Source organism: Thalassospira sp. (genome assembly GCF_030690045.1).
Lineage (GTDB): Bacteria > Pseudomonadota > Alphaproteobacteria > Rhodospirillales > Thalassospiraceae > Thalassospira.
In genome coordinates this window covers 29379-54326 of sequence record NZ_JAUYHK010000012.1, presented here as the reverse complement: position 1 = coordinate 54326, position 24948 = coordinate 29379, and the positions used below count along the sequence as shown (strand labels likewise).

Sequence of the window (24948 nt, the reverse complement as noted above, 5' to 3'; positions counted from 1 at the left end):
CCGGCGCGGGCCGGATGTTTGTAACCCTGACATACCCGATAAACGATAAGGGAGAGAGTACGATGGACGGAAAATCAAATAATACCGCGGGCAAATGCCCGGTCATGCATGGTGGTCAGACTGCATTGGGCAGTTCGGTTATGGATTGGTGGCCAAATGCGTTGAATTTTGACATTCTGCACCAGCAAGACAGCAAGACCAACCCGCTGGGCAAAGACTTCAACTATGCCGAAGAGCTTAAAAAGCTCGACGTTGAAGCCCTCAAGAACGACCTTCGCAAACTGATGACTGAAAGCCAGGAATGGTGGCCCGCAGACTGGGGCAGCTATGTCGGCATGTTTGCCCGTGTGGCGTGGCATTCAGCCGGTTCCTATCGTCTGGCCGATGGCCGTGGCGGTGGCGGTGCAGGCAACCAGCGTTTTGCGCCGCTGAATTCCTGGCCCGATAACGTCAATACCGACAAGGGCCGCCGCCTGTTATGGCCGATCAAAAAGAAATACGGCAACAAGATTTCCTGGGCCGATCTGATGATCCTGTCCGGCACCATTGCTTATGAGGTTGCCGGTCTGAAAACCTTTGGCTTTGCCTTTGGCCGTGAAGATATCTGGCACCCGGAAAAAGACGTTTACTGGGGTGCCGAGAAAGAATGGCTTGCACCCAGCGATGGCCGTTACGGGGATCTCAGCAATCCGGCAACCATGGAAAACCCGCTTGCTGCCGTGCAGATGGGCCTGATCTATGTAAACCCCGAAGGCGTCAATGGTCAGCCGGACCCAATGAAAACAGCGGCCCAGGTGCGCGAAACCTTTGCCCGCATGGCGATGGATGACGAAGAAACCGCGGCCCTGACAGCAGGCGGTCATACCATCGGCAAATCACATGGCAATGGCAGTGCCGCCGACCTGAGTCCCGAACCCGAAGCCGCCGACGTCACTGCCCAAGGCATGGGCTGGATGAAGACCAAGGGCCGTGGCATTGGCCGTGACACCATGGTATCGGGCATTGAAGGTGCATGGACCGCCAACCCGACCAAATGGGATATGGGCTGGTTTGATATGCTGTTTGGCCACGAGTGGGAGTTGAAGAAAAGCCCGGCAGGCGCATGGCAGTGGGAACCGGTCAATATCGCCGAGGAAGACATGCCGGTTGATGTTGAGGACCCCTCAATCCGCTGCAAACCGATCATGACCGATGCCGATATGGCGATGAAGGTTGATCCGACCTATAACGCCATCTGTCAGAAATTCATGAAAGACCCGGCATATTTCTCCGACACCTTCGCCCGTGCTTGGTTCAAGCTGACCCATCGTGATCTTGGTCCGAAATCCCGTTATCTCGGCCCCGATGTTCCGAAAGAAGACCTGATCTGGCAGGACCCGATCCCGGCAGTTGACTATACCCTTTCGGATGCTGAAATTGCCGATCTCAAGGCAAAGCTCTTGAATTCCGGCCTGAGCAGTGCCGAATTGATCAGCACGGCATGGGATAGCGCCCGCACCTTCCGCGGGTCGGACATGCGCGGCGGTGCCAATGGTGCGCGCATCCGCCTTGCCCCACAAAAAGACTGGGAAGGCAACGAACCGGCCCGTCTGGCAAAGGTTTTCAAGACTCTCGAAGGCGTTCAGGCAGGCCTTGCCAAAAAAGTCAGTCTGGCTGACCTGATCGTTCTGGGTGGCACCGCAGCGGTTGAAAAGGCCGCAAAAGATGCCGGTGTTAACATCACCGTTCCGTTCGCACCGGGTCGCGGGGATGCCACCGACGCGATGACCGATGCTGCTTCGTTCGATGCGCTTGAACCGCTGGCGGACGGTTTCCGCAACTGGCAGAAAAAAGACTATGTCGTCTCGCCGGAAGAAATGATGCTGGATCGTGCCCAGTTAATGGGCCTGACAGCACCGGAAATGACCGTTCTGGTTGGTGGTATGCGAGCCTTGGGCACCAATCATGGTGGCAGCAAACATGGTGTCTTCACGGATCGTGAAGGTGCGTTGACAAACGACTTTTTCGTCAATCTGACCGACATGGGTTATAGCTGGAAACCGGCGGGCAACAACCTTTACAATATCGTTGACCGCAAAACCGGCGCAACCAAATGGACCGCCACCCGTGTCGATCTGGTGTTCGGGTCCAACTCGATCCTGCGTTCCTATGCCGAAGTCTATGCTCAGGATGACAACAAGGAGAAGTTCGTCCGGGACTTCGTCTGCGCCTGGGTCAAGGTCATGAATGCGGATCGCTTTGATCTCAAGAAGTAAGGTCGAATCTTTTCTGCGTATCTGACAGGATGGCAACAGCCCCGGGGAAACTCCGGGGCTGTTTTGCATCGAAAGCCTGTTCCGGATGGTCAGTTTTTCTTGTGATCTTCAAGCCATGGCAGGGCATGAACATCAATGCCCTCGTCGATCAGTTCAACCGCCTCATCCGGGGTTGCCTGCCCGTAAATGCCGCGCGCGTCGGCTTCGCCATAATGAATTTTGCGGGCTTCTTCGGCAAATTTGTCGCCGACATGTTCGCAATTTTTTTCAACATGGGCGCGAATTTCAGCAAGGGCAGTTTGCGTCGCCATGGCAAGGGCCGCCTGTTTTTGCGTTTGTTCGGCCTGTTCTTTCTGACGACCGGTGCGCAAACGCGGGGCCATCAGGGCCTTGCCGACATGGACCGACCCGCATAACGGGCACGACAATTCACCGCCCAAAGATTGCGCCTCATAGGTGGCGCTATCCTTGAACCAGCCTTCAAATTCGTGATCGTGGTCGCATTTTAACTGAAACAGAATCATGACGTCTTCTTAGTCCGGATTTGCTGATATTCGCAAGTTGAATTGATTGCTTCAATATGGGCAGAATCACCTGAAATGCCCGCATCCGCCTTTTCAAGGATCATCATGACGCCGTCTGACTGGATCATCACCCATTGCCCGCCGGTCCCGCCCGGAGGAACCGCCCTTGATGTCGCCTGCGGCAACGGGCGACATGCGCAGTTTCTGGTTGACGCCGGATGGCGGGTGACTGTGACGGATCGTGATGTTTCCGGTATCATCGACATGCGGGACGATCTTGAAGTCATCAAGGCTGACATTGAAACCGCCCCGTGGCCTCTGTCCGGGCGGCAATTTGACCTTGTGTTAGTGACAAATTATCTGCATCGCCCGCTTTGGGATCATTTGCGCCACTCAGTCAAACCCGGCGGCTGGCTGCTGTATGAAACCTTCATGCAGGGCAACGAGGTTTTTGGTCGCCCGACATCGCCGCAGTTTCTGTTACGCCCCGATGAATTGCGCGATGTTTTTGCCGACTGGCAGATCATCGCCTTTGATCAGGGGCAAAAAATACGACAGGATCCACCCGTTTCGTCTTGCGTCATTCAAAGCATCACAGTTCGCAAACCAGAACTGCCATAAAATTGCAATACATTGTAATTAAATAAAATATTCATGATTGTAGCAGTGTCTTTCTGTCATTTTCGCCGGACTGAATTCCCGCAGTGAGTGACAACAGAGAGAACCGTCATGACCGAACAATTTATCATCGTCGAAGATCACGACGATATCCCGTCCAATCCGACCGACAATCCCCGCGTTTCCGACATGATCAATGCCCGCCTGACCCGGCGTGGCTTTTTCAAGGGTCTGATGGCAACATCGGCGGTTGCCGGTGCCGGTCTTGCGACCGCCAGCCTGTCGAAAATCGCCCGTGCAGATGCTGCATCGACCCTGACCTTCAAATCGATTCCGCAAACCATTACCAAAACCCATGCAGTGGCCGACGGCTATAACGCCGATATCGTCATTCGCTGGGGCGACAAGGTTGTATCCGACGCGTCGTCATTCATCGCCGGTCAGGTCGATGCCAACGCCCAAAACAAACAGTTTGGCTATAACTGCGATTATGTCGGCTATATGCCGTTGCCGATCGGGTCGGATAATTCCGATCATGGCCTGTTATATGTCAATCATGAATATACCAACGCCGAAATGATGTGGCCGGGCCTGAAAGATGCGATGGGCGCATCGCAGGAACAGGCATTGCACGAAATTGCCGCGCATGGCGCATCGATCATCGAAGTCAAAAAAGAAAACGGCAAATGGAATGTGATTGAAAGGTCCAAATATGCCCGTCGCATTTCCGCCCTTGATACCGACATGGTTATCACCGGCCCGGCAGCAGGGCACGACCGCCTGAAAACCGGCACGGATGCCACCGGTACCCGCGTTGTCGGCACCCTGAACAACTGCGCCGGTGGTAAAACGCCGTGGGGCACGGTCCTGATGGCCGAAGAAAATTTCAACGGCTATTTCGGTGGCGACATCGCCAAAACCAATGAAGAACGCAACCACAAGCGTTACGGTATCGAACCAGATTCATGGTATAGCTGGGTTAAATATTTCGACCGTTTCAATGTTGAAAAAGAACCCAACGAACCCAACAAATTTGGCTGGATGGTCGAAGTCGATCCATATGATCCGACATCCACGCCGAAAAAGCGCACCGCCCTTGGCCGTTTCAAGCATGAAGGGGCGACCGTTTTTGTCACAGCAGACAACACCGTTGTCGTCTATTCCGGCGATGATCAGCGATTTGACTATCTCTATAAATTCGTTGCTTCCAAAAAATACAACCCGTCCGACCGTGCATCCAATATGGATATTCTTGATGACGGCACCCTGTATGTTGCCAAATTCAACGAAAACGGCACGCTTGACTGGATGCCTATCATTCATGGCGAAGGTCCGCTGACGGCGGCCAATGACTTTAACAGCATGGCGGATGTTTTGATCGAAACCCGACGCGCCGCCGACCTTCTGGGTGCCACCAAAATGGACCGTCCCGAAGACGTCGAACCAAACCCGGTCAATGGCAAGGTTTATGTCATGCTGACCAATAATTCCAAACGGACCGACGTGAACGTTGTTAATCCGCGTGCCAAAAACGTCCATGGTCATATTCTTGAACTGACCCCTCCGGGCGGGCGCGGCAAGGATGCCGATCATGCTGCCACGACCTTTACTTGGGACATCATGATCCTGTGTGGCAATCCGGCCAACCCGGATGACAAGGCGGTTTATCACCCGGCGGCCGAAAGCTGGGTTTCCTGCCCAGACAATATGGCGGTCGATCATCGTGGACGTTTGTGGATTTCCACCGACGGCGCACCAAATTCCAACATTCCCGACGGGATGCACGCAACTGACGTCGAAGGTCCGGGCCGTGCCCTGACTAAATTCTTCTTTGCCTGCCCGGAAGGTGCGGAAATGTGCGGTCCGGAATTCACCCCGGATGGCAAGACGTTGTTCCTTGCCGTACAGCACCCGGCCGATGGATCGACCTATGACGCACCCAGCACCCGCTGGCCGGATTTCGTTGATGGCATGCCTGCCCGCCCGTCTGTGGTGGCAGTCACCAAACAGGATGACGGCGAAATCGCCGGTTAACCGAACACTTTTTCGGTCCGATTTTGATATGCACCGGCAGATATCTGCCGGTGCATTTTCATTCCGGCCAGAATATCAGAACACCCGCTATTTCAGCGGCGTCACGCCGTCATAGGTGCCGTCATTGTCGGATATTTCCATCCATCTTTTTGATATGCGGCTTTGTTCTCAATGTCCGTCCAGTTACCTTCGGCCTTTTCGATATTGCCGAGAATATCTTTGTTCCAGAACCCGGACACAGTCGGAGTAATGTTCAGATACAGCCCGCCAATTGGGATTGGCCGAAACTTGCCACCTCTGGCAACGCCAAAGGCGCAATGACCGTCATATTTCGGCGCATATTTCGCCGGGTCGGACAGAAACATGTCGCGGTTTTCAGCACTCGCAAAGGCCCATGTCGCCCCGTTATATTCTGCGGTGATATCGGCCCGTCCACGCCCGGTACATCTTACGGCAGTTTGAAATAAGCCACCGCATCATAACCGCTGATCGCATAGCCGGTTTCATCAACAGATTGTGCCCCGGCCAACGCCGTACCGGAAAGCGCCATCAGCACCGCCGAGCCCAAACAAACAAAAGCTTCCTGATTATATTCCCTGTTACTCTGGTAAAACGGCTTGCAATGACCCAAGACTGAACCAGCAAAACGGTAAAACAAAATGACGTTACGACACTGTTTTGTGAAACGGCATGAAGTCGTCAGATATCTTCGTCACACCGTTTTCGCCGTGTCCGGTTTACGCGCAGGTTTGGGGGAAAAAATCTGTTGACCTCAACTTAACTTGAGGAATTAAAACTGAGATATTGAAGCATAAACCGGAAGGAAAATGTCATGAGCGAAGCATTTCTGGAACATGTGAATGTTACCGTCGCCGATCCGACAAAAACGGCAGCACAACTTTGTGACTGGTTTGGCTGGCATGTACGCTGGCACGGGCCGTCGATTTACAACGGCACGACCTGCCATGTTGGCGGCAGCAACAGCTATGTTGCACTTTATTCACCCAAAGAACTCGCCGGGTCTGCTGATAGTTCCTATGAAACCCCGGGTGGGTTGAACCATATTGCGGTTGTCGTTGATGACATCAAAGCAACAGAGGAAAAGATCAAGGCATCCGGTTATCAAACCGGCAATCACGCCGATTATGAACCGGGCCGCCGTTTCTATTTTCATGATGAAAACGGCATTGAATTTGAAGTGGTCAGCTATCGCTGACCACTTCGTTTAGGTATGAAACTGATACCGGAACCTCAGATACAGGGTTTGTAAGCACGCCCATTGTGCAGCGACGGCACCATGCGTCGAACCTCATCAACCCGGTCCAGTTCAATTTCGGCGGTGATAAAACCCGGTTCAGCACCGGCATCAGCTAAAATTTCACCCCACGGATCAATGATCAGGGAATGGCCGAATGTCTGGCGATCTCCGGGATGATCACCACATTGGGCCGGGGCAATCACATAACAGCCATTTTCAATGGCACGCGACCGCAACAGATTATGCCAGTGTGCCTGCCCGGTGGTGCGGGTAAAGGCCGCCGGGACCGACAGGATTTTCGCCCCCGCCTTGGCGTAATCGCGAAACAGATGCCCAAACCGCAGATCATAACAGATCGACAACCCGACGGGGGCAAGGGCGGTTTGCGCGATTTTTGCCGCATCCCCCGGACGAAATGTTTTGCTTTCGCGGTATGATTCCCCACCGGCCAGATCAACATCGAACATATGGATTTTATCGTATGATGTGATCACCGATCCATCGGGCGCAATCACATAACAGCGATTGGCCACCCGGTCTTCGCCCGGTATGCTGACATGTAGCGACCCGACAATCAGGGTCGCATCCAGTTTACGCGCCAGATCGCAAAAGAATGCCAATGCCGGATGGCCCTGCTCGACAAACGCCGCAGCTCGGACCTTGTCACCGCCGAATGCCATCATTGATACATTTTCAGGAAAGGCAATCAGGCTTGCCCCGGCAGCCTTCGCATCGCGGGCATAAATCGCCGCCCGGGCCAGATTATCCTCCATATTATCGCGACTGTTGACCTGAACGCAGGCGGCAACAAAACGGGTCATGGCGCATCTCCTGATTTTCGCGTTTCTTCGCATGTGATTTCAAACTAGCGCTTTTGCCCACTCAAACGAAGGTCAAAGGTGGTTTCAATATGTGAAAAATTATTGTATACGAAATACTGAATTCTATAAAAAGGAACCCCCGATGGAACCGCTTGCAGGTCGCAAAAGTTTGGCCGATCAGGTTCATGACCGGCTGGTTGATGCCATGTGCTCCGGTGCATTGCCGCCCGGCACCCCGTTGCGGCAGGAACGGCTGGCCGAAGAACTGAATGTGTCACGTCAACCGGTTTTACAGGCGCTGGGCCTGCTCCGCCGGGACGGGTTGCTGGAACCGATGGGGCGGCGCGGCTATCGCGTCGCCCCGGTGGATGCTGCATTGGTAAGGCATGTTTATGATTTGCGCGCCGCCTTTGACGGGCTTGCGGCAAGGCTGGCGGCACAGGCTCCCTTGCATGCGCGTATCGCAACGCTGGACCGGATCGCCAATCAGGGCAAAACCGCCCTTGTGTCCGGACAAACGACCGATCTTGTTGCCGCCGATGTCGCCTTTCATCAGGGGATATATCTTTTGTCCGGCAATCCGTTGGTTTCGGATGCCTCGGCGGCGGTGTGGTTGCAGGTCCGCCGGGTGATGCATGTCGATCTGGATACCCCCGACAGCCGCAATATTGTGTGGTCCGAACATGATGGCATTGCCGACGCCATCCGCGCAGGCGATGCCGCCCTTGCCGAAACCCGCGCCGGTGCCCATGCCCGTAATGCCACCGCCCGTCTTCTTGACCGCATCGGGGAGGTCCAAAACCCCTGAAACCCAAACCACCCGCCCAGCCGGGCAATATCGCCGCCAAAAACAAAAACAGGCGATCAGGAGAGGAACCAACGATGAAACTGTCAGACAAGGCACTTGCCGATTTCCGCGAACAGGGATTTGTTTTTCTACCCGAATTGTTTTCACGCGCCGAAGCTGCCCTGCTGTTGGCCGAAGCCCGTAATATCTATGCCTCTGATCGCGAGGAAGTCTGGCGCGAAAGTTCCGGCGTTGCTCGTACCGCCTTTGCCGCCCATACCTATAACGAGGCTCACAAACGGCTGGGTGCGCATCCGCGCCTGATTGAACCGGTCATGCAGATTCTGGAAGAACAGGTCTATATGCACCAATACAAAATCAACGCCAAAGCCGCCTTTGACGGCGATGTCTGGCAATGGCATCAGGATTACGGCACATGGCAGCGTGATGACGCTATGCCCGAACCACGCGCCTTTAACATCGCCCTGTTTCTCGAAGACGTCACCCCGGCCAACGGCCCGCTGCTGTTCATCCCCAAAAGCCATACGGTCGGGGTTCTCGACGCCGGGCATGATTTGGAAACCACATCCTATCCGTTATGGACGTTGGACCGTGAAACCGTCACCCGACTAGCCAAAACCGGCGGGGTCGAAGCACCGGTCGGCCCGGCGGGATCGGTTGTGATGTTTCATGGCAATCTGGTTCATGCCAGCCCGGCCAATATTAGCCCGATGGACCGCACCATTGTTTATCTGAGCCTGTGTGCCGTTTCCAACCATATACGCGCATTCAAACGCAAGGAATGGATTGCCCATCGCGATTTTACGCCGATCCGGCCTATGGGCGATGATTGCCTTGACGATCTTCTGCCAAATCAGGCCGCATAACGGAGCATTTTGATGAATCTTGATACAAAACTGCGCCGTCGCGCCGCCGATGGCAAGCCCGTGCGCGTCGGCCTGATTGGTGCCGGAAAATTCGGCGCGATGTTCCTCAGTCAGGCCGGGCACCACCCCGGTTATCATGTGCTGGGTATTGCCGATCTGAGTGTGGAACGGGCAAAAGAATCGCTGCGCCGGGTCGGCTGGGCCGATGACCGCTTTGCCGCAAAAAATGCCGATGAGGCCTATAAGAACGGCACAACATGGATCACCGAAAATGCCGATGCCCTGATCGAAGCCGACGGGCTGGAAGTTCTGATCGACGCCACGGGCAGCCCGGCAGCAGGCATCCGTTATGGCCTCAAGGCCATCGAACAGGGCCGTCACCTGGTGATGGTCAATGTCGAAGCCGATGTGCTGGCCGGGCCACTTCTGGCGCAAAAAGCCGAACAGGCAGGGTTGGTTTACAGCCTTGCCTATGGCGATCAGCCTGCCCTGATTGCCGAAATGGTTGATTGGACCCGGGCGGTTGGCTTGCAGGTGATTTGTGCAGGTAAAGGCACGAAATACTTGCCGAAATACCATCATGTCACGCCCGATGATGTCTGGTCACATTATGGCCTGACACCGCAACAGGCACGCGATGGCGGCATGAATCCGCAAATTTTCAACAGTTTTCTGGATGGCACAAAATCGGCAATTGAAATGGCCGCGGTTGCCAATGCCTGCGACCTTGTACCGCAGGATTGCGGGTTGCAATTTCCGGCCTGCGGGGTAGATGATCTGCCACGTTTGTTATCTCCGCGTGACAGCGGCGGCATTCTGGACCGCAAAGGCACGGTCGAGGTGGTTTCCAGCCTTGAACGCGATGGTCGCCCGGTCTTTCGCGATTTGCGCTGGGGCGTTTATGTAACGTTTGAAGCGCCCAGCGATTATGTCGCACGCTGTTTCTCCGAATATGGCCTGCTGACCGATCCGACCGGACGATATAGTGCGATGTACAAACCCTATCATCTGATCGGGTTGGAACTGGGGATTTCGGTGGCTTCCGCCGCCCTGCGCCATGAGGCCACCGGCGCACCGCGGGTCTGGTCGGGTGATGCGGTCGCCTGTGCCAAACGCGACCTTGTTGTCGGCGACCGTCTGGATGGCGAAGGTGGCTTTACGGTTTATGGTCGCCTGATGTCGGCCAAAACATCCCGGTCGGCCCGCGCCCTGCCGATTGGGCTTGCGCATAATGTCGTTCTGAAACGTCCGGTCGCACAGGATCATATTCTGACATGGGATGATGTGACCGTCGAGGAACAGGACCCGGCAGTCCGGTTCCGCAAGGAAATGGAATCTACATTTGGCTGAACCAAAAAACCCCCGATCTGTCTCATGATCGGGGGTTTTAATATCATAAAATGACGCCACCTAGGCCAGCATCACATCCAGCGCCTTTTTGGCTTCCAGCGCCATCAGATCGTCGCATCCACCAATATGTTCGTTATTGATAAAAATCTGCGGCACGCTGGTCTTGCCATTGGCGCGATCCATCATTTCCTTTTTCCGGCGCGGTTCCATCTCGATATCCACCACATCATATGTGACGTTCTTTTCATCCAGTAACTTTCGCGCCCGCTTGCAATAGGGGCACCATTCGGTAAGGTAAATCTCGACTTTTGCCATCAAAACACATCCTGAATTTGGGGCGACCAATGGCCGCAATCGGGTTCATGACGCGGTACATAACACATCTTTTTGCATTCGTCAGCGTACCACCCGCGCAACCGTGACCACATCCACCTGCATGGCCCCGGCCCGTTTCAGGGCACGACCACATGCCGAAACCGTCGCCCCGGTAGTTAAAACATCGTCGATCAAAACCACCCGCGCCCCATCCAGCCCAACCCGTTCTGCCACCCGATCCCGGATTTCAAACGCCCCCGATACCACCTTGCGCCGCGATGCCACCCCCAATCCCGCAAGCGACCGGGTACGGCGTTTGCGTACCAAAAGATCGGGATAAAAGGGCAGACCAGTCTGGCGCGACAATGCCTGCGCCAGCAACCCGGACTGATTGAACCGCCGGTATAACAACCGCGTTGTATGCAGTGGCACGGGCAGAATCATACCGGCATCCGGCCAGATATCGCGCCCGGCCTGCATCATCCAGCGCGCCAGCACCGGGGCCATATCCGTACGGTCACCATGTTTGAAGTGCAGGATATAATCACGGCTGTGATCATCATAAACCAGTGCAGACCGCGCCCGGTCATAGACCGGCATCTGACGGATGCAATTGCCACATAACAGACCATCCGGCAAAACTGTGCCGTCATCGGACGCCAATTCAAACGGATAGCCGCAACAGACGCAATGCGGATCACTGATAAACCGCAAAACCGACCAGCAATCGGAACACAGGGCATGGGCAGTATCGGTGATCACCCCGCATCCGCTGCACCGCGCAGGCAAAATCGCCCGCAACCCGGCCTGCCACAATATCCCGGCCATCCGGCCCCACCGCTGATCCCGCAATTCTGCCCCCTCCCTTTTCCATTCTGTCGCCCCAATTATCCGATCATGGATTGCGCAGGTCGGTTTGTCATTCTATGACTGCCTGATCACCAGCATCAAGCGGAGCCCTGAAGTCATGGCCGATCCGATCATTGTTTTTGATCGCCAGATTTTGAAACTGCGCCGGGATCGCGCTGCCACCCGGTCGCAGGATTTCAATTTCCTGTTTGCCGAAACCGCCGAACGGCTGGCCGACCGGCTGGATGATACCGTGCGCACATTTCCGCTGGCCCTTGATCTTGGCTGTCATGGTGGCGAACTGGGTCAGATTATCGGCAGACGCGGCGGGATCGAAACCCTGTTTCAGGCCGATCTTTCGGAACGTTATGCCCGCACCGCCCGCAAAAATAACGGCCATAACAGCCTTGTCGCCAACGAGGAATATCTGCCGGTCGCCGAAGGTAGCCTTGATGCGATTCTGTCAAATCTGTCGTTGCATTGGGTCAATGATTTGCCGGGTATGCTGGTGCAAGCCCGCCGTGCCCTGAAACCCGACGGCCTGTTTCTGGCCTGTATGTTTGGCGGTGACACATTGCGCGATTTGCGCGATGCCCTGATGACCGCTGAAATGGAACAGGAAGGCGGTGCGTCGCCGCGCATCTCGCCCTTTGTCGATATCCGCGATGCCGGGGCGCTGTTACAACGCAGCGGTTTTGCCCTGCCGGTGGCCGATTGCGACGATATCGTGATTGATTATCCAGACGCCCTGAAACTGATGCGCGATTTATCAGGCATGGGTGAAAGTAACCTGATTGTCAAACGCAGCAAACGCTTTACCCGCCGCACCACCCTTGCCCGTGCAGCGGCGATTTATCATGACCGCCACGCCCGCCCCGATGGCCGCATTCATGCCCGGTTTCAGGTGATGTTCCTGACCGGCTGGGCCCCCGCTGACAATCAACCAAAACCCTTGCGCCCTGGCAGCGGCAAGGTCAGCCTGGTCGATTTTCTGGGTGATGTTCCCAAACCGCACTGAGGCAGAGCTGATGAACCTTTCCCCTCTCATTCACGGTCGCCTGATCGTGCGTTACAAACGGTTCCTTGCCGATATTGAACTGGATAATGGCGAGATCGTCACCGCCCATTGCGCCAATCCGGGCGCGATGACCGGGTTAAAGGAACCGGGAATGGAGGTCTGGCTGTCGGTGTCGGACAATCCCAAGCGCAAGCTGAAATATAGCTGGGAAATTTGCAAGGTCGGCGATGCGATGGTCGGCATCAATACCGCCCATCCCAATAGCATTGTCGCAGAAGCAATTGAGGCCGGTCACATTCCCGAACTGACCGGTTATGCCAACCTGAAACGCGAAGTCAAATACGGCAAAAATTCCCGCATTGATATTTTGCTGTCCGATCCGCTGCGCGGTGCCTGCTATGTCGAGATTAAAAACGTGCATCTGAAACGCGATGATGCCGTGCCCGGCCTTGCCGAATTTCCCGATACGGTGACAGTGCGCGGAGCCAAACATCTTGATGAAATGGCCCAAATGGTTGCACACGGACACCGGGCGGTGATGTTCTATCTGGTGCAGCGCACCGATTGTAACCGCTTTGCACTGGCCGCTGATATCGATCCGAATTACGCCGCACGTTTTGCCCTTGCCACCGCCCGCGGGGTCGAGGTCATCTGTTATGATTGCGATATAGATACTGACCAGATTACGGTACGTCGTCCGCTTTGCCTTGCGTCTTGATCCATCACCGATTATTTCATTAAATCGTCTGTATACTCACCGCCGACACAAGGAGATTTTGGGTGGCAAGCGGCAAAGTCAAGATTCACGGCCCCGAAGCATTTGAAGGCATGCGCGCCGCAGGCAAGCTGGCAGCAGAATGTCTGGATTTCATCACCCCCCATGTCGTGCCCGGTGTTTCGACCGGCGAACTGGATCGTTTGTGCGATGATTTTATCCGTCAACATGGCGCAATATCCGCCAGCCTTGGCTATCGCGGTTTTCCGAAATCAATCTGCACCTCGATCAACCATGTTGTCTGTCACGGTATTCCCGGCGAGAAAACGCTGATGGATGGCGACATCCTGAATATTGATGTCACTGTGATCTTGGACGGCTGGTTTGGCGATACGTCGCGCATGTATATTGCCGGTACGCCCAAACGCATGGCGCAACGCCTTGTCGATGTCACCTATAATGCCCTGTGGTGCGGGATCGAGGCAGTCAAACCCGGTGCGACACTGGGCGATATTGGCTATGCTATTCAATCCTATGCAGAATCCGAACGGTTTTCAGTAGTCCGCGATTTTTGTGGCCACGGCCTGGGTCAGGTTTTCCACGATGCGCCGAATGTGCTGCATTATGGCAAGCCGGGCGAAGGGCTGGTTCTGGAACCGGGCATGATTTTCACCATCGAACCGATGATCAATCAGGGCACCTATGCCTGCAAGGTTCTGCCCGATGGCTGGACGGCGGTAACGCGGGATCGCAAATTATCGGCACAGTTTGAACATTCGCTGGGCGTGACCGACGACGGTTATGAAATCTTCACCCGATCACCGGCCGGGCTTGAAAAGCCACCCTATGTGCTGGGCAAGGCCGCCGAATAACCAAAAGGGGAAACAGCTTGGGCGAACCGGACAACAGCAAAACGGCTTCGCATATCGATGACGGTGCCCGGTTTTATATCGACCAGAACCGGGGCATCGCTCCTCTTTCTGTCCCTCCGGCATCAAGCGCCCCAGTGTTTCCTGACACAGCCCCCCAATCCCCGCCGGAAATCCCGCAATCGGCCAAAGAGGGCACAACAACCGACAAACCGCATTATCACGGCCACCGACAACGTCTGCGCGAACGGTTTCTCAAAGGCGGGGCGGATGCGCTGGCGGAATATGAATTGCTGGAACTGTTATTATGCATGGCGATGCCACGCGGCGATGTCAAACCGCTGGCGAAATCCTTATTGGCACAATTTGGCAGTTTCGCCGCCGTGATTTCGGCACGTCCCGAAGCCCTGACAAAGGTCAAGGGACTGGGCGAAGCCGGGATTGCCGCCCTGAAAATCGCCGAGGCCAGCGCACAGACCCTGTCACGCGAACGCGCCATGGAATTGCCTGTTCTGGCATCGTGGGAACAATTGATTGATTATTGCCGGGTAAGGTTGGGTCATCGCAAGACCGAAGAACTGCATTTGCTGTTTCTGGATCGCAAGAACCGCCTGATTGCCGATGAATGCCATCAAACCGGCACGGTTGATCATACCCCGGTCTATCCGCGTGAAGTGATCAAGCGCGCCCTTGACTTGCATGCCAGCGCCATCATTCTGGTCCATAACCATCCCAGCGGCGATGCCACCCCGTCACGCGGCGATATCGAGATGACCCGCAAGATCATCGAAGCAGCAAAAGCGATGGAAATCCTCATCCACGATCACATCATCATCAGCCAAGCGGGCTATAATTCGTTTAAATCCCTTGGATTGATCTGACATGCCCCATCTTGGTCTGGTCTCGTTGCTTGTTGGCGATTACGACAATGCCATTGCCTTTTATACCCGCAAGATGGGCTTTGATTTGATCGAAGATACCGATATGGGGGATGGCAAACGCTGGGTGATTATTGCCCCACCGGGCGCAACTGAAACCCGGCTGTTACTGGCACAAGCCAGCAATGCGGCACAAAAGGCCGCCATTGGCAATCAAACCGGTGGACGGGTGGGGTTCTTCCTGAATACCGATGATTTTGCCCGCGATCACACCCGCATGCAGGTCGCCGGGGTAGAATTTCTGGAAACGCCGAGACACGAGACCTATGGTACGGTGGCGGTATTTCGCGATCTGTATGGCAATAAATGGGATTTACTGGAACTGGCAAAATCCGGCCAATAAGCCAGTGGACCGGACCGTGAGGGACTCCGGCACCGATCCACTGGCCTGCTTTGGCGATCAGAAACGATAGATCAGACCCACCATCGCACTATAAATCACATCATCATCGATGATCGGACTGTCAGTATAAGTGTCGGGCAATAATTCAACACCGCCCTTCACTGTCGCGATAATGTTCTGCGTAAACGGATAGCTGACCGTCAGATCGACATGCGGGATAAAGGCCCCGTCCGGCGCATAGGCCGGGCGATCACCACGGGCTTCGCTGGAACGAACACCAACATAATAATCATTGAGATTATCACTGCGCCACATCACGCCACCGCCAAGGCCAAATTGAAACGGCCCGGCTTCCATTGGCAATTCATAGGTCATGTCAATTTCATGCCCGTCATGGGCGTCATTGACATCGGTCAGATAGCGCAGGCCAAGCGTGCCGCGCCATACCCGCATATCACCCGCAAATCCGGCTTCCCATGCCATATCCCGACCGTACAGACCGGACAGATACGGGCTGTCGCCAGACTCAAATGGCTCCATCCGCAGGGCACCGATGACGGCGACACTGGCGAATTCATTTTTCCACAGGGCCGCAGAAATCCCGTCCAGACCAACATGCAGACGTTCCGAATCAAAACTGATCATCGGCCACGGATTGATATCGTCTTCGTTGCTGCCTTTGTAAGGGTCGCTGGACCATGTGCCGACAGCACCCAACTGCCATTCCCCGTCCAGCCACGGATTGGCGGTCTGCGTTCCCTGTTTTTCTGGCGCAGGCGCACTTTGTGCAGCGGCATCTTCCGTTATCATCAACACCGATGCCAACCCCAGCAGGAACAATCCGCCCAAAAACATCCCTTCGCCACTACGGCGGTGGAACCATGTCTGTCTCATTTTATTAACCAGCCTTTATCAATTAACCACGCCGTCAGTCTGCACATCAGGGATGCCTTTGGCGTCCGGTTCTGCATTCTCGAACCTTTCCTGATGCTTCTGACGTACGAATGCCCACCCATACACGTAAACTGCGGGCATCTATCGCAGCGAATTGTTGCAAAACAAAGGCATGATGCCCCAAAACGAAACAGGGCAACCCCTTACAAGGTCACCCTGTTTTCCTATATCAAACCGGCTTAATATGCAGAAAGATCAATCATCTTGAGGGTATCAACCAGTTTCAGTCGGTCTTCACCATCATTGCGATAATAAACCACGACATATTCCGCCGCACGATCAAGGGCATCCTGCATAACCCGTTCAAAATCTTCGGGCGTTTTCAGAACCACATCATTCGCCCGTGTCAGGAAATCCCCCTTGTTGAACCCGATCTGTGAGCCCTGGCTGGCGCGTTCCATCCGGTCTACAACCAACCCCGTAGTTCCGACCGGCAGATCCAGTTTTTTCCATGCTTTTTCATTGGCCGGAACCAGATCCATTCCCAGAATGGATTTTCGCCCATCGTCTTCATCACGGGCACCCAGTCCCATCTTGTCGCGTTCAGCGGCACGTCGGCGGCTTTTGGCTTCGTCCATATCATCGGGGATCAGGGTCAGGCTATGGTAACCATCCTTGCGCCAGACCGTTACCGTGGTTTCGCCTTCGGCCATTGCCGCCATCATGCGAAAATGCTGGCGCGATGTCACAGTTTCGCCATTCACTGACACAATCACATCACCGACCCGAATACCGGCATCATAGGCCGGTTCGTCTTCCGGCGCACGGATGATCAGCATGCCTTCATCTTTTTCCAGACCAAACAGCCGCCCCACACCGGTTTTGATATCGTTATAGCCAATCCCGAACCAACCGCGCCGGATTTCGCCTTTATCAATCAAAAGATCGACAATGCCTTTCGCATGTTCGGCTGCAATCGAAAATGCCAGCCCTTCATTACCGCCTGAGCGAGTGTAAAGAGCAGAATTCACACCAACGACCAGCCCGTCCATATTCAAAAGCGGCCCACCGGAATTCCCCTTATTCACCGCCGTATCTGTTTGTAAATAGGGGTTATAACTGCCGCTTCGTAATTCGCGATCCTTGCCAGATACAATCCCTGATGTCAGGGTTTGATCAAATCCATATGGATAGCCAACGGCAAAAACCGGGTCGCCAACATTGACAAAACGGGTGTCCCCCCACACAAGCGGCGTAATGTCTTCGGGCTTTTGCACCTTGAGAACTGCAAGATCGGTTAGAAAATCCGCACCGATCAGATCGGCGCGCAACCGACGGCCATCGGTAAACAAAACAAGGAATCCGACTCCGTCGCGCACTACATGTTCGTTGGTAACGATATACCCCTCGTCACCGACAAGAAATCCGGTCCCCGTTGATGCCCGACGGCGTTTGCGTTCCCAGTCGGATTTTGGTTCTTCACTTTTTTTGCTTTCCTCGTCCTCGTCGTCTTCATCCTTGTCACGTTCGCCAGGTGGCAAGTAAAAATCCTCGCCATTGTCTTTTTTGGCGCGTTCTTCAGCAACGATTTCATCATAACTTTTCTTGGTAACATTGATCCGGACAACGCCAGGCGACACCTGATGATACAGGGATGCCAGGGTAGTGGCGGCATTATCGGGCACCGGGTTTGCGGCCTGTGCCCCAAAAGGCATCGCTATCAGAACGGCAACAAACATCCTTGTGATCAGGGCAGGAAAACGGGTTTTTTGCGGGTATATTGTACGGATCACTTTTTTAGCCTGTCTGGTGGTTAAAAAACGAATGAAAATCAGTAGGTATAAGTCAGGCCCAACCAAAAAGCCCGGCCTGCACGATAAGGTGTGCTTGACGAAAGCGTATGCGCCCCACCCCGGTTCAGAACGTTGTCGATCGAGGCATTAAAGGTCAGAACACCAGCGGCATTACGGATCACGTCATAATCCAGCGTCATATCCAGATCGAACCGTGCCTTGGCCAGCTCTTCCTCATAAACGTCATAAGATTGACCATTAAGAGTCTCGTTGCTGCCGCTATCGGAAATCGTGTCATAGGCAAGGGTATAACGCCCGGTCAGGCCGGTACGCAGACGGTCCTCATCAAAACTGGAATAGAGGCTGATGTTAAAGAACAACGGTTCATCCAGATTGCCCGTCAGGATTGCCAACTGGTTTTGCGAAATCAGTTGGCCGTTAAAAAGAACGTCGTTGTCTTCTTCAGTTGTTCCGTAATAGCTGTTGTTCGAGGTGGATCGTTCTGCCCATTGCGCATTGATATTAAAAAGATGTCTGCCGCCAAACCACGGGCCTAGATCGCGGCTCCACTCCGCACTGTAGGAGGTATAGGAATTGCGGCCTTCGTTGGTCAGGTTATAATATGTGGTGCCGGTATCTTCTGTTGACCGGGCAAACTGATCCTTGCCATCGCGCCTGATCCATTTCAGGCGAGACATTCCGCCCAAAAGAGGCACCGGAAATGCGACAGAAGCCGTTCTTTCATCGGTGAAGGGCGTGCTGAGGCCTGCACCGGCAAACCGTTTCTGTATCCCGGAAGACGATGCCGTCCAGCCATTGGCGCCATCAGTGTAATAGGTCGAATTGCCACCGGCATCGACACGGACCCGCCGTTCTGTTTGGGTTGCCGGGGTGGCATCCTGCAAGGCATAGCCCAGCATATTGTTGGCGTAATAGCGGTTCCAGCCGCCGCTAAAAACAACATCCCAATCGGTTTCATAAGTCGCAACCATACGCGGTGCCAGATTGGTATTACCCAGATAGGTTTCCCGTTCAAGGCGCAGGCCGGGTCGCAGAATCAGATCACCAAACGGCACATCTTCAAACCTCATCCCATATTCCGAATATAGCGCACCGGTGACGAAAGACACATTCCCGGTAAAGGCGTTATAAAGGGTACGGCGGGTATTGGCCTGATCGCCATCATCGCAGGCCACATCGCTGGCATCGGCACAAACAACAGTTCCAACACCTGCATTCCCTTGGGAATCAGGTGTGTAATAATAAACAGCATCCTCGGGCCGTTCACGACGTGCACTCGTGCGTTTGACCTCTCCCCCCAACAGTAGATCATTGCCAAACAATTTACCGTTTACATCACTGTTCAGGGCATAATCGCGCTGCACTTGCTCCAGATCGCCAAACCCGCCGGTCAGGCAACTTACCGATGTTGCCGTTCCACCATCGCAAAGGGTCGCGTAATTCGGGCTGTCCACCCCGGAACGCCGGGCATAGATAAATCGCCGGATATTTTCATCCGAATCACGGGCATTCGATGCGTTGTTAAAGGATATCTTGGTATCAAGGCTCAGATCAGAAAAACCGTATCCCTCGTAATCAATCGGATTTTCCAGACTGACATAGCTGGTCATGCCAGAACCGGTGACATTCATCTTGCTGTCAAGCGACTGGGTGGATTCCCATTCCTGACTGTGGGGCGCATAGGTCAATTGCGTTCTTAAAACCGCCCCATTATTCGACTCATATCGCAGCTTGCCCAACATGCTGTCGGATTCCGTCGTATTGGTGATTTCGCGCCCGTAATATTTTTCCGAGGTCGTTTTGGTAACTTCGGCACGTTTTGCGCTGAGCGACATCAACATACCCCACTGGTCATTCAACGGGGTGCTGGCACTGGCGGTATAAAATGTTTTTTCAAACCGGGGCGGGCGGGCACTTTCTTCCGGGGCTTCGTCGGATTTCAGGTGATAATCGACCCAGTTATCGCGCCCCTGCCGGACTGACGCAGAAAAAGTCGGCACATCGGACGGGTCCTTGACCTGATAATTAACCACCCCGCCCTGAAAACCGCCATATTTGCTGGACACATTGCTGTCTATGATTTCGGCAGATTGCAAAATTGATGAATCGACATAAACCGTCTGCGGATGCAGGCCATGTAACTGGTCGGCATTGATCGCCGTATCATCATCCCCGGGCATGTTGTCCGCGTTTGGAACACTTTCTGTTCCGCCGACCGAGTTGATGCTGACCCCATCCAGCATGATGTTGTTCTGATCAACAGCCCCGCCGGAAATACTGATGGTTTGCGGGCGCAAATCCTGGGTCGCAGTTGCGGTTGCACCGGTATCCCCACGTTGACCGGCAACGACAAACTGGACATTCGGCATGGCGCGAAACAGCATATTGGGATCGCCATTACCTTGAACAAACTGATCGATCAATGCTTCGTCCAGAACAGTTGACCCACTGTTTTCGCCACTGCCCATGCCATAACCCGGCATCTGACTGCCCATGATCGTGACCGGTGCAGTGACAGTATCCTCGCCCGAGACTCCCGCTGTGCTACGGGGGAAAATCACCAAAACACCATCGGAAATGCTGAACGTCACATCACTGCCATCCAGCAAGGCTGTCAGGGCATCGACGACGACAAATTCGCCTTTTACTTCCTTTCCTGTCCCGGCCAAATTGGCTTCTCCGGCCACAGCATAGGCCAGTCTGCTTTGTTCGGAAAACAGTTCCAGCCCTTGGGACAATGGCATCGTCGGGATGTCAAAACTAATCCTTTGCCCTGTCAATTGTCCGGCAACAACATCATCGGCAGCACGGGCAATGCCCATCATCGCCGGTGTCATCAGGGCGGCAATAGCAACACCGCGCATCAGGGAAGAACAAATCCCCTTTACGCCGGGAATTATTGAAAAAGAAAAAACAGTCTGGGGCATATTTTCAAAATCCGGTGACAGGACGCCACTTGTCCGTAATTGCGTATCATTCGCACATAAGGACGTTGCAGATTTTGAGAACCGGACAAAATTTTATCGATTTTTCAAAAAAGATTCTGCGGCCTAGAACCGGTCGGTCAGAAACATATAGCCAAAGGGCAGGGAATGGGCGGAAAGCCCGGTCGATGCTGTGATCAGTTGGACAGATTGCACCGCATCGGTAACATGATAGCGCCCCCGGATCATGATATCGCCAACACCGATATCCATCAGGATTTTGGCACCGCTTTGCCTATTGATAGATCCCACCACATCCCCCAGTCGGTTAGGCGCAAAAACCCGCCATCCGTCGAGAACCTGCCCGACGCTGGCGGTGCTGATCTGGCGGCGCGACACATCCCCGATATCGGACACCGAAACCCCCTCTCCGGCCAGCAGAGTCGTTTCTGGAACTTCACCCGGTCCGGAAGGCGTTACCCGCACGATACCTTCTTCAACATCAATGGTACTAGCGGTTTCATCATAAATTACGGCAAAGCGCGTGCCAACCACCGTAGTGGTCGCATGGGGAGTTGTAATAACCATGGGCCGGGCAGCATCATGGGCGGCATCAATGACCACAGCCCCGCCGATCAGATCAATCTGACGCGCATCGCCGGAAAAATCCCATGTCAGCACAGACCCGCGTGCCAGTTGAACCGTACTGCCATCGGCAAGAATTTGGGACTTCGGCTTACTGTCAGCCTCGATCATCGTGCCGGAACCCGACCGAAATATATCTCGGTCGCTTGCCAGAACCGCAATCAGAACACAGGCCGCCGCCAGTATGCCTGTCATCCTCACAGGCGACCACCGCCGTTTGGCAAAGAGCAAGACGCGCCCCGCCCCGGCTTCGTCAAAGCGATTCTTCTCTGCCATACGTACCATCAGATCGTCAAAGGACCGATCACGCATGAAATCCGATACCTGCCGGGCGGCTTGTTCATGGGCTGGGCTGGTTGCGCACCACAGACGAAAGGCTTCGTCATTGGCCGTGCCGGACACACCTACACCGTCGCGGGCCAGCCATGCCATCGCCTGATCCAGAATATTGGATGATGCCCCAAGGGTTTCGGCCACTATCTGACCGGAAACCGGGTTTTTATCCGAAATATTGCGGATCGGTGATTTCATCATAGCGGGCACCTATCCATAACCCTTCATCAGATCCCGGCACGCCAGCAAGGCACGATAAAGATGTTTTTCAATCGCGGCTTTTGACAGACCGGTCTGATTGGCAATCTCATCGTGGCTCATACCATGCAACTTGCGCAAGATGAAGACCTCGCGTGATCGCCGCGGCAGGGATTTCAGAGCTGTCTCGAATGCAGCCATGCGTTGACGCTGATATATGATGGTTTCGGCGGAGGGTTGATCCGCTGCCGCGTAGCGCAGCGCGTCTTCGGCATCCCCGGCATTGATCAGCGGCGCGGACCGGTTTTGACGGCGCAGATGATCACGTACCAGATTAAGCACCACTGTGCGCAAAAACGCGCCATGATCGTCAATCACCTGCCCAGACGATACGCCAGAAATACGGACATACGCATCCTGTACCACATCACGGGCTTCTTCGGCATTGCCCAGCTTGCGCGCAGCCAGCCGCAACAACGTTTCACGCTGTTCCTCAAAGGCATTTAACAGGGTGGTCGTGCCAGAATAATGGGCGAAATAACGCATGACGTGGTGACAGGCGATCCGAAATGAAACCAGAAAACCCGTTTGCAATACACCAGCCGCCACTAATTGCAAATAATTATTAATACTAAAATACCGCTCATGAGACCAACGCCCGTACCTGATGCCCGCAAAACCGCTTTTTACGTAATTATATACCAAAAATGCACTGTTAAATTGACTGTATTTTTCAAATTTGTGGCTGTGAACAACTTCACGCTTGCAGATGGCAGTCAATGTCATCAGTATTTTTACGCACACCTTATCAGGGAGCACAGCCACACTTTTTCGCGGCTGAAATATAAAAATGGAGGCACATAAATGACATTCATCGCGAGGACCCGATCAGGTCTCGTGGACGGGTTGTTGCATTCGTCACGAGCATTTCTTGTTGGCACCGCCATCATCGCCAGTTCCATGACCTTTCTGTCCACCACCGATGCACAGGCACAGAAAGTCTTGCGGGTCGGGAATGACGGCGAACCACAATCGATGGACCCGCATTTCATCTCGACAGTACAAACCAGCCGTATTTCCGATGACATGTTTCTGGGTCTTCTGACTTATGGTCCGGATGGTGAACCGGTAGCCGGTGCTGCTGAAAGCTGGGACGTATCCGAAGACGGCAAAACCTACACCTTTAAAATTCGCGACCACACCTGGTCGGATGGCGTTCCGGTAACGGCACAGGATTTCATCGCTGGTTGGGAACGGCTTTTGGCCCCTGAAACAGGGGCGGAATATGCGTCGCTTCTGTATATCATCGAAGGTGCCGAAGACATCAATTCCGGCAAGGAAGGCGCAAAACTGGGGGCGAACGCCCTTGACGATAAAACCCTTGAAGTCAAACTAACAGCACCAGCCCCCTATTTTCTGGCGCAATTGACCCACCAAACCGCCTTTGCCATCCCGCGTCATACGATTGAAAAATTCGGCAGAGATTGGGTGAAAGCCGAAAATATCGTGGTGAACGGTCCCTACAAACTTGAAGAATGGGTTCCTAATGTCCATAGCAAGCTGGTAAAAAACGACGCCTTTTATGATGCCGCGAATGTCGCCATCGACGAGGTAGTTTACTACAATTATGAAGACCTGACCGCGATGCAGAACCGCTTTCGCGCTGGCGAACTTGATGTAACGCGCATGATCGCATCCGAACAGATTTCATGGCTGAAAGACAATATGGCCGACAGCCTGCGCATTGCCCCTTATGCCGGAATTTATTATGTCGCGATCCGTACCAACAAGGAGCCGTTTGGCGATGTGCGTATCCGCAAGGCGCTGTCATTGGCGATCAATCGTGAAGCGATCACCGATTCCGTCCTCAAAACCGGCGAAATTCCGGCCTATTCCTTTGTCCCGCCCGGAACTGGCAATTACGGTGAACCTTCCTATGTGTCGTGGAAAGACCAAAGCTATGCTGACAACCTTGCCGAAGCCAAAAAACTTCTGGCCGAAGCTGGTTACGGTCCGGACAAGCCGCTAAAATTTACCCTTCGTTATAATACCCAGGAAAACAACAAACGCTTTGCCATTGCTGCCCAGAATATGTGGAAACAGATTGGAGTTGAGGCCGAACTGTTTAATGCTGAAGGCAAAATCCACTTTGCCGATCTGAAAGTTGGCGATTTTGAGCTGGCCCGTGCAGGCTGGATCGCCGATTACAACGACGCACAAAACTTCCTGTTTCTGGGTGAAACCCGCACCGGTCCGTTGAATTATGCAGCTTTCAACAATGCCCGATTTGACGAACTGATGCTGGCCGCCGAACAGGAATCCGACCTGAAAAGCCGGGCAACTCTCATGCAGCAGGCCGAGGCTGTCATGATGGAAGAACAACCCTATATCCCGATCTTTTACTATGTCTCGAAACAGCTTGTATCCCCCAAGATCGAAGGCTGGATCGACAATGCCCCGGATCGTCACCTGACCCGCTGGCTTGACCTGAAAAACTGATCTGATGCCGGCAGCAAGCCCCGGACAAACGGGCCTGCTGCCGTTGCATTTGGGGATAAC

General features: G+C 54.1%; 23 protein-coding genes. 13 read left to right on the top strand and 10 right to left on the bottom strand.

All coding sequences use genetic code 11. From position 1 onward, the window contains the following. Positions 1-62 precede the first annotated feature (62 nt). Entirely contained in the window at positions 63-2255 is a 2193-nt protein-coding gene (gene katG, locus Q8O73_RS09830) for a catalase/peroxidase HPI (protein WP_305557979.1), read from the top strand. Positions 2256-2344: 89 nt separating this feature from the next. On the opposite strand, the gene Q8O73_RS09825 is transcribed toward katG, so the two are convergent. Then, positions 2345-2779, bottom strand: coding sequence for a DUF1178 family protein (locus Q8O73_RS09825; protein WP_305557978.1), 435 nt, complete (start codon positions 2777-2779; stop codon positions 2345-2347). Between the two features lie 105 nt (positions 2780-2884). Here Q8O73_RS09825 and Q8O73_RS09820 point away from each other — a divergent pair, with 105 nt between their 5' ends. Further along, positions 2885-3400 (top strand): bifunctional 2-polyprenyl-6-hydroxyphenol methylase/3-demethylubiquinol 3-O-methyltransferase UbiG, encoded by a 516-nt coding sequence (locus Q8O73_RS09820; protein ID WP_305557977.1) that lies wholly within the window; start codon positions 2885-2887, stop codon positions 3398-3400. A gap of 108 nt (positions 3401-3508) precedes the next feature. Then, a complete protein-coding gene (locus Q8O73_RS09815; RefSeq protein WP_305557976.1) occupies positions 3509-5431 on the top strand; it encodes a PhoX family phosphatase in 1923 nt (640 codons plus the stop codon). Positions 5432-5532: 101 nt separating this feature from the next. Here Q8O73_RS09815 and Q8O73_RS09810 read toward each other — a convergent pair whose 3' ends face one another. Continuing rightward, positions 5533-5853: a YHS domain-containing (seleno)protein gene (locus tag Q8O73_RS09810; RefSeq protein ID WP_305558032.1), complete on the bottom strand. Its 321-nt coding sequence runs from the start codon at positions 5851-5853 to the stop codon at positions 5533-5535. A 410-nt stretch (positions 5854-6263) separates the two neighbouring features. Between Q8O73_RS09810 and Q8O73_RS09805 the strand changes: the two genes are divergently transcribed. Then, entirely contained in the window at positions 6264-6647 is a 384-nt protein-coding gene (locus tag Q8O73_RS09805; protein ID WP_305557975.1) for a VOC family protein, read from the top strand. A 35-nt stretch (positions 6648-6682) separates the two neighbouring features. Here the strand turns inward: Q8O73_RS09805 and Q8O73_RS09800 are convergent, their stop codons facing one another. Next, on the bottom strand, positions 6683-7510 hold the full coding sequence (locus tag Q8O73_RS09800) for a carbon-nitrogen hydrolase family protein (protein WP_305557974.1): 828 nt from the start codon (positions 7508-7510) through the stop codon (positions 6683-6685). 142 nt (positions 7511-7652) lie between these two features. Here Q8O73_RS09800 and Q8O73_RS09795 point away from each other — a divergent pair, with 142 nt between their 5' ends. From Q8O73_RS09795 to Q8O73_RS09785, 3 genes are all read left to right on the top strand, one after another. After that, positions 7653-8318, top strand: coding sequence for a GntR family transcriptional regulator (locus Q8O73_RS09795; RefSeq protein WP_305557973.1), 666 nt, complete (start codon positions 7653-7655; stop codon positions 8316-8318). A 74-nt stretch (positions 8319-8392) separates the two neighbouring features. Next, positions 8393-9184: a phytanoyl-CoA dioxygenase family protein gene (locus Q8O73_RS09790; protein ID WP_305557972.1), complete on the top strand. Its 792-nt coding sequence runs from the start codon at positions 8393-8395 to the stop codon at positions 9182-9184. A 12-nt stretch (positions 9185-9196) separates the two neighbouring features. Continuing rightward, complete coding sequence (locus Q8O73_RS09785; protein WP_305557971.1) at positions 9197-10534, top strand: NAD(P)H-dependent oxidoreductase; 1338 nt, start codon at positions 9197-9199, stop codon at positions 10532-10534. A gap of 60 nt (positions 10535-10594) precedes the next feature. Here Q8O73_RS09785 and grxC read toward each other — a convergent pair whose 3' ends face one another. Together grxC and Q8O73_RS09775 are read right to left on the bottom strand one after the other, a co-directional pair. Beyond that, positions 10595-10849, bottom strand: a complete 255-nt coding sequence (grxC, locus tag Q8O73_RS09780) for a glutaredoxin 3 (RefSeq protein WP_305557970.1) — start codon at positions 10847-10849, stop codon at positions 10595-10597. Between the two features lie 81 nt (positions 10850-10930). Beyond that, complete coding sequence (locus Q8O73_RS09775; RefSeq protein WP_305557969.1) at positions 10931-11701, bottom strand: ComF family protein; 771 nt, start codon at positions 11699-11701, stop codon at positions 10931-10933. A gap of 115 nt (positions 11702-11816) precedes the next feature. On the opposite strand from Q8O73_RS09775, the gene Q8O73_RS09770 reads away from it, so the two are divergent. The 5 genes from Q8O73_RS09770 (at position 11817) to Q8O73_RS09750 (ending at position 15581) form a co-directional block, all read left to right on the top strand. After that, on the top strand, positions 11817-12716 hold the full coding sequence (locus Q8O73_RS09770) for a methyltransferase domain-containing protein (RefSeq protein WP_305557968.1): 900 nt from the start codon (positions 11817-11819) through the stop codon (positions 12714-12716). Between the two features lie 7 nt (positions 12717-12723). Further along, the gene (sfsA, locus tag Q8O73_RS09765) at positions 12724-13434 is read left to right on the top strand and encodes a DNA/RNA nuclease SfsA (RefSeq protein WP_305558031.1); all 711 of its coding nucleotides are present in this window, start codon (positions 12724-12726) and stop codon (positions 13432-13434) included. Positions 13435-13496: 62 nt separating this feature from the next. Beyond that, entirely contained in the window at positions 13497-14303 is an 807-nt protein-coding gene (gene map, locus Q8O73_RS09760) for a type I methionyl aminopeptidase (RefSeq protein WP_305557967.1), read from the top strand. Positions 14304-14320: 17 nt separating this feature from the next. Then, positions 14321-15181 carry a DNA repair protein RadC gene (gene radC / locus Q8O73_RS09755; RefSeq protein WP_305557966.1) on the top strand — a complete coding sequence of 287 codons (861 nt, stop codon included), beginning with the start codon at positions 14321-14323 and terminating at the stop codon, positions 15179-15181. A gap of 1 nt (position 15182) precedes the next feature. Next, positions 15183-15581: a VOC family protein gene (locus Q8O73_RS09750; protein WP_305557965.1), complete on the top strand. Its 399-nt coding sequence runs from the start codon at positions 15183-15185 to the stop codon at positions 15579-15581. Positions 15582-15638: 57 nt separating this feature from the next. On the opposite strand, the gene Q8O73_RS09745 is transcribed toward Q8O73_RS09750, so the two are convergent. From Q8O73_RS09745 to Q8O73_RS09725, 5 genes are all read right to left on the bottom strand, one after another. Beyond that, complete coding sequence (locus Q8O73_RS09745; protein WP_305557964.1) at positions 15639-16475, bottom strand: MipA/OmpV family protein; 837 nt, start codon at positions 16473-16475, stop codon at positions 15639-15641. Positions 16476-16714: 239 nt separating this feature from the next. Beyond that, on the bottom strand, positions 16715-18214 hold the full coding sequence (locus tag Q8O73_RS09740; RefSeq protein ID WP_305557963.1) for a S1C family serine protease: 1500 nt from the start codon (positions 18212-18214) through the stop codon (positions 16715-16717). Positions 18215-18306: 92 nt separating this feature from the next. Then, on the bottom strand, positions 18307-21153 hold the full coding sequence (locus Q8O73_RS09735; RefSeq protein ID WP_305557962.1) for a hypothetical protein: 2847 nt from the start codon (positions 21151-21153) through the stop codon (positions 18307-18309). Between the two features lie 186 nt (positions 21154-21339). Then, positions 21340-22392, bottom strand: coding sequence for a FecR domain-containing protein (locus Q8O73_RS09730; protein ID WP_305557961.1), 1053 nt, complete (start codon positions 22390-22392; stop codon positions 21340-21342). Between the two features lie 9 nt (positions 22393-22401). After that, positions 22402-22935 carry an RNA polymerase sigma factor gene (locus Q8O73_RS09725; protein WP_305557960.1) on the bottom strand — a complete coding sequence of 178 codons (534 nt, stop codon included), beginning with the start codon at positions 22933-22935 and terminating at the stop codon, positions 22402-22404. Positions 22936-23253: 318 nt separating this feature from the next. Here Q8O73_RS09725 and Q8O73_RS09720 point away from each other — a divergent pair, with 318 nt between their 5' ends. After that, complete coding sequence (locus Q8O73_RS09720) at positions 23254-24888, top strand: peptide ABC transporter substrate-binding protein (protein ID WP_305557959.1); 1635 nt, start codon at positions 23254-23256, stop codon at positions 24886-24888. Positions 24889-24948 lie beyond the last annotated feature (60 nt).

What these genes read in the sequence shown, in the direction of transcription:
- katG (WP_305557979.1), top strand. Translation starts at nt 63, where the DNA reads ATGGACGGAAAATCAAATAATACCGCGGGCAAATGCCCGGTCATGCAT.
- Q8O73_RS09825 (WP_305557978.1), bottom strand. Translation starts at nt 2,779, where the DNA reads ATGATTCTGTTTCAGTTAAAATGCGACCACGATCACGAATTTGAAGGC.
- Q8O73_RS09820 (WP_305557977.1), top strand. Translation starts at nt 2,885, where the DNA reads ATGACGCCGTCTGACTGGATCATCACCCATTGCCCGCCGGTCCCGCCC.
- Q8O73_RS09815 (WP_305557976.1), top strand. Translation starts at nt 3,509, where the DNA reads ATGACCGAACAATTTATCATCGTCGAAGATCACGACGATATCCCGTCC.
- Q8O73_RS09805 (WP_305557975.1), top strand. Translation starts at nt 6,264, where the DNA reads ATGAGCGAAGCATTTCTGGAACATGTGAATGTTACCGTCGCCGATCCG.
- Q8O73_RS09800 (WP_305557974.1), bottom strand. Translation starts at nt 7,510, where the DNA reads ATGACCCGTTTTGTTGCCGCCTGCGTTCAGGTCAACAGTCGCGATAAT.
- Q8O73_RS09795 (WP_305557973.1), top strand. Translation starts at nt 7,653, where the DNA reads ATGGAACCGCTTGCAGGTCGCAAAAGTTTGGCCGATCAGGTTCATGAC.
- Q8O73_RS09790 (WP_305557972.1), top strand. Translation starts at nt 8,393, where the DNA reads ATGAAACTGTCAGACAAGGCACTTGCCGATTTCCGCGAACAGGGATTT.
- Q8O73_RS09785 (WP_305557971.1), top strand. Translation starts at nt 9,197, where the DNA reads ATGAATCTTGATACAAAACTGCGCCGTCGCGCCGCCGATGGCAAGCCC.
- grxC (WP_305557970.1), bottom strand. Translation starts at nt 10,849, where the DNA reads ATGGCAAAAGTCGAGATTTACCTTACCGAATGGTGCCCCTATTGCAAG.
- Q8O73_RS09770 (WP_305557968.1), top strand. Translation starts at nt 11,817, where the DNA reads ATGGCCGATCCGATCATTGTTTTTGATCGCCAGATTTTGAAACTGCGC.
- Q8O73_RS09750 (WP_305557965.1), top strand. Translation starts at nt 15,183, where the DNA reads ATGCCCCATCTTGGTCTGGTCTCGTTGCTTGTTGGCGATTACGACAAT.
- Q8O73_RS09745 (WP_305557964.1), bottom strand. Translation starts at nt 16,475, where the DNA reads ATGAGACAGACATGGTTCCACCGCCGTAGTGGCGAAGGGATGTTTTTG.
- Q8O73_RS09740 (WP_305557963.1), bottom strand. Translation starts at nt 18,214, where the DNA reads ATGTTTGTTGCCGTTCTGATAGCGATGCCTTTTGGGGCACAGGCCGCA.
- Q8O73_RS09735 (WP_305557962.1), bottom strand. Translation starts at nt 21,153, where the DNA reads ATGCGCGGTGTTGCTATTGCCGCCCTGATGACACCGGCGATGATGGGC.
- Q8O73_RS09730 (WP_305557961.1), bottom strand. Translation starts at nt 22,392, where the DNA reads ATGATGAAATCACCGATCCGCAATATTTCGGATAAAAACCCGGTTTCC.
- Q8O73_RS09725 (WP_305557960.1), bottom strand. Translation starts at nt 22,935, where the DNA reads ATGCGTTATTTCGCCCATTATTCTGGCACGACCACCCTGTTAAATGCC.
- Q8O73_RS09720 (WP_305557959.1), top strand. Translation starts at nt 23,254, where the DNA reads ATGACATTCATCGCGAGGACCCGATCAGGTCTCGTGGACGGGTTGTTG.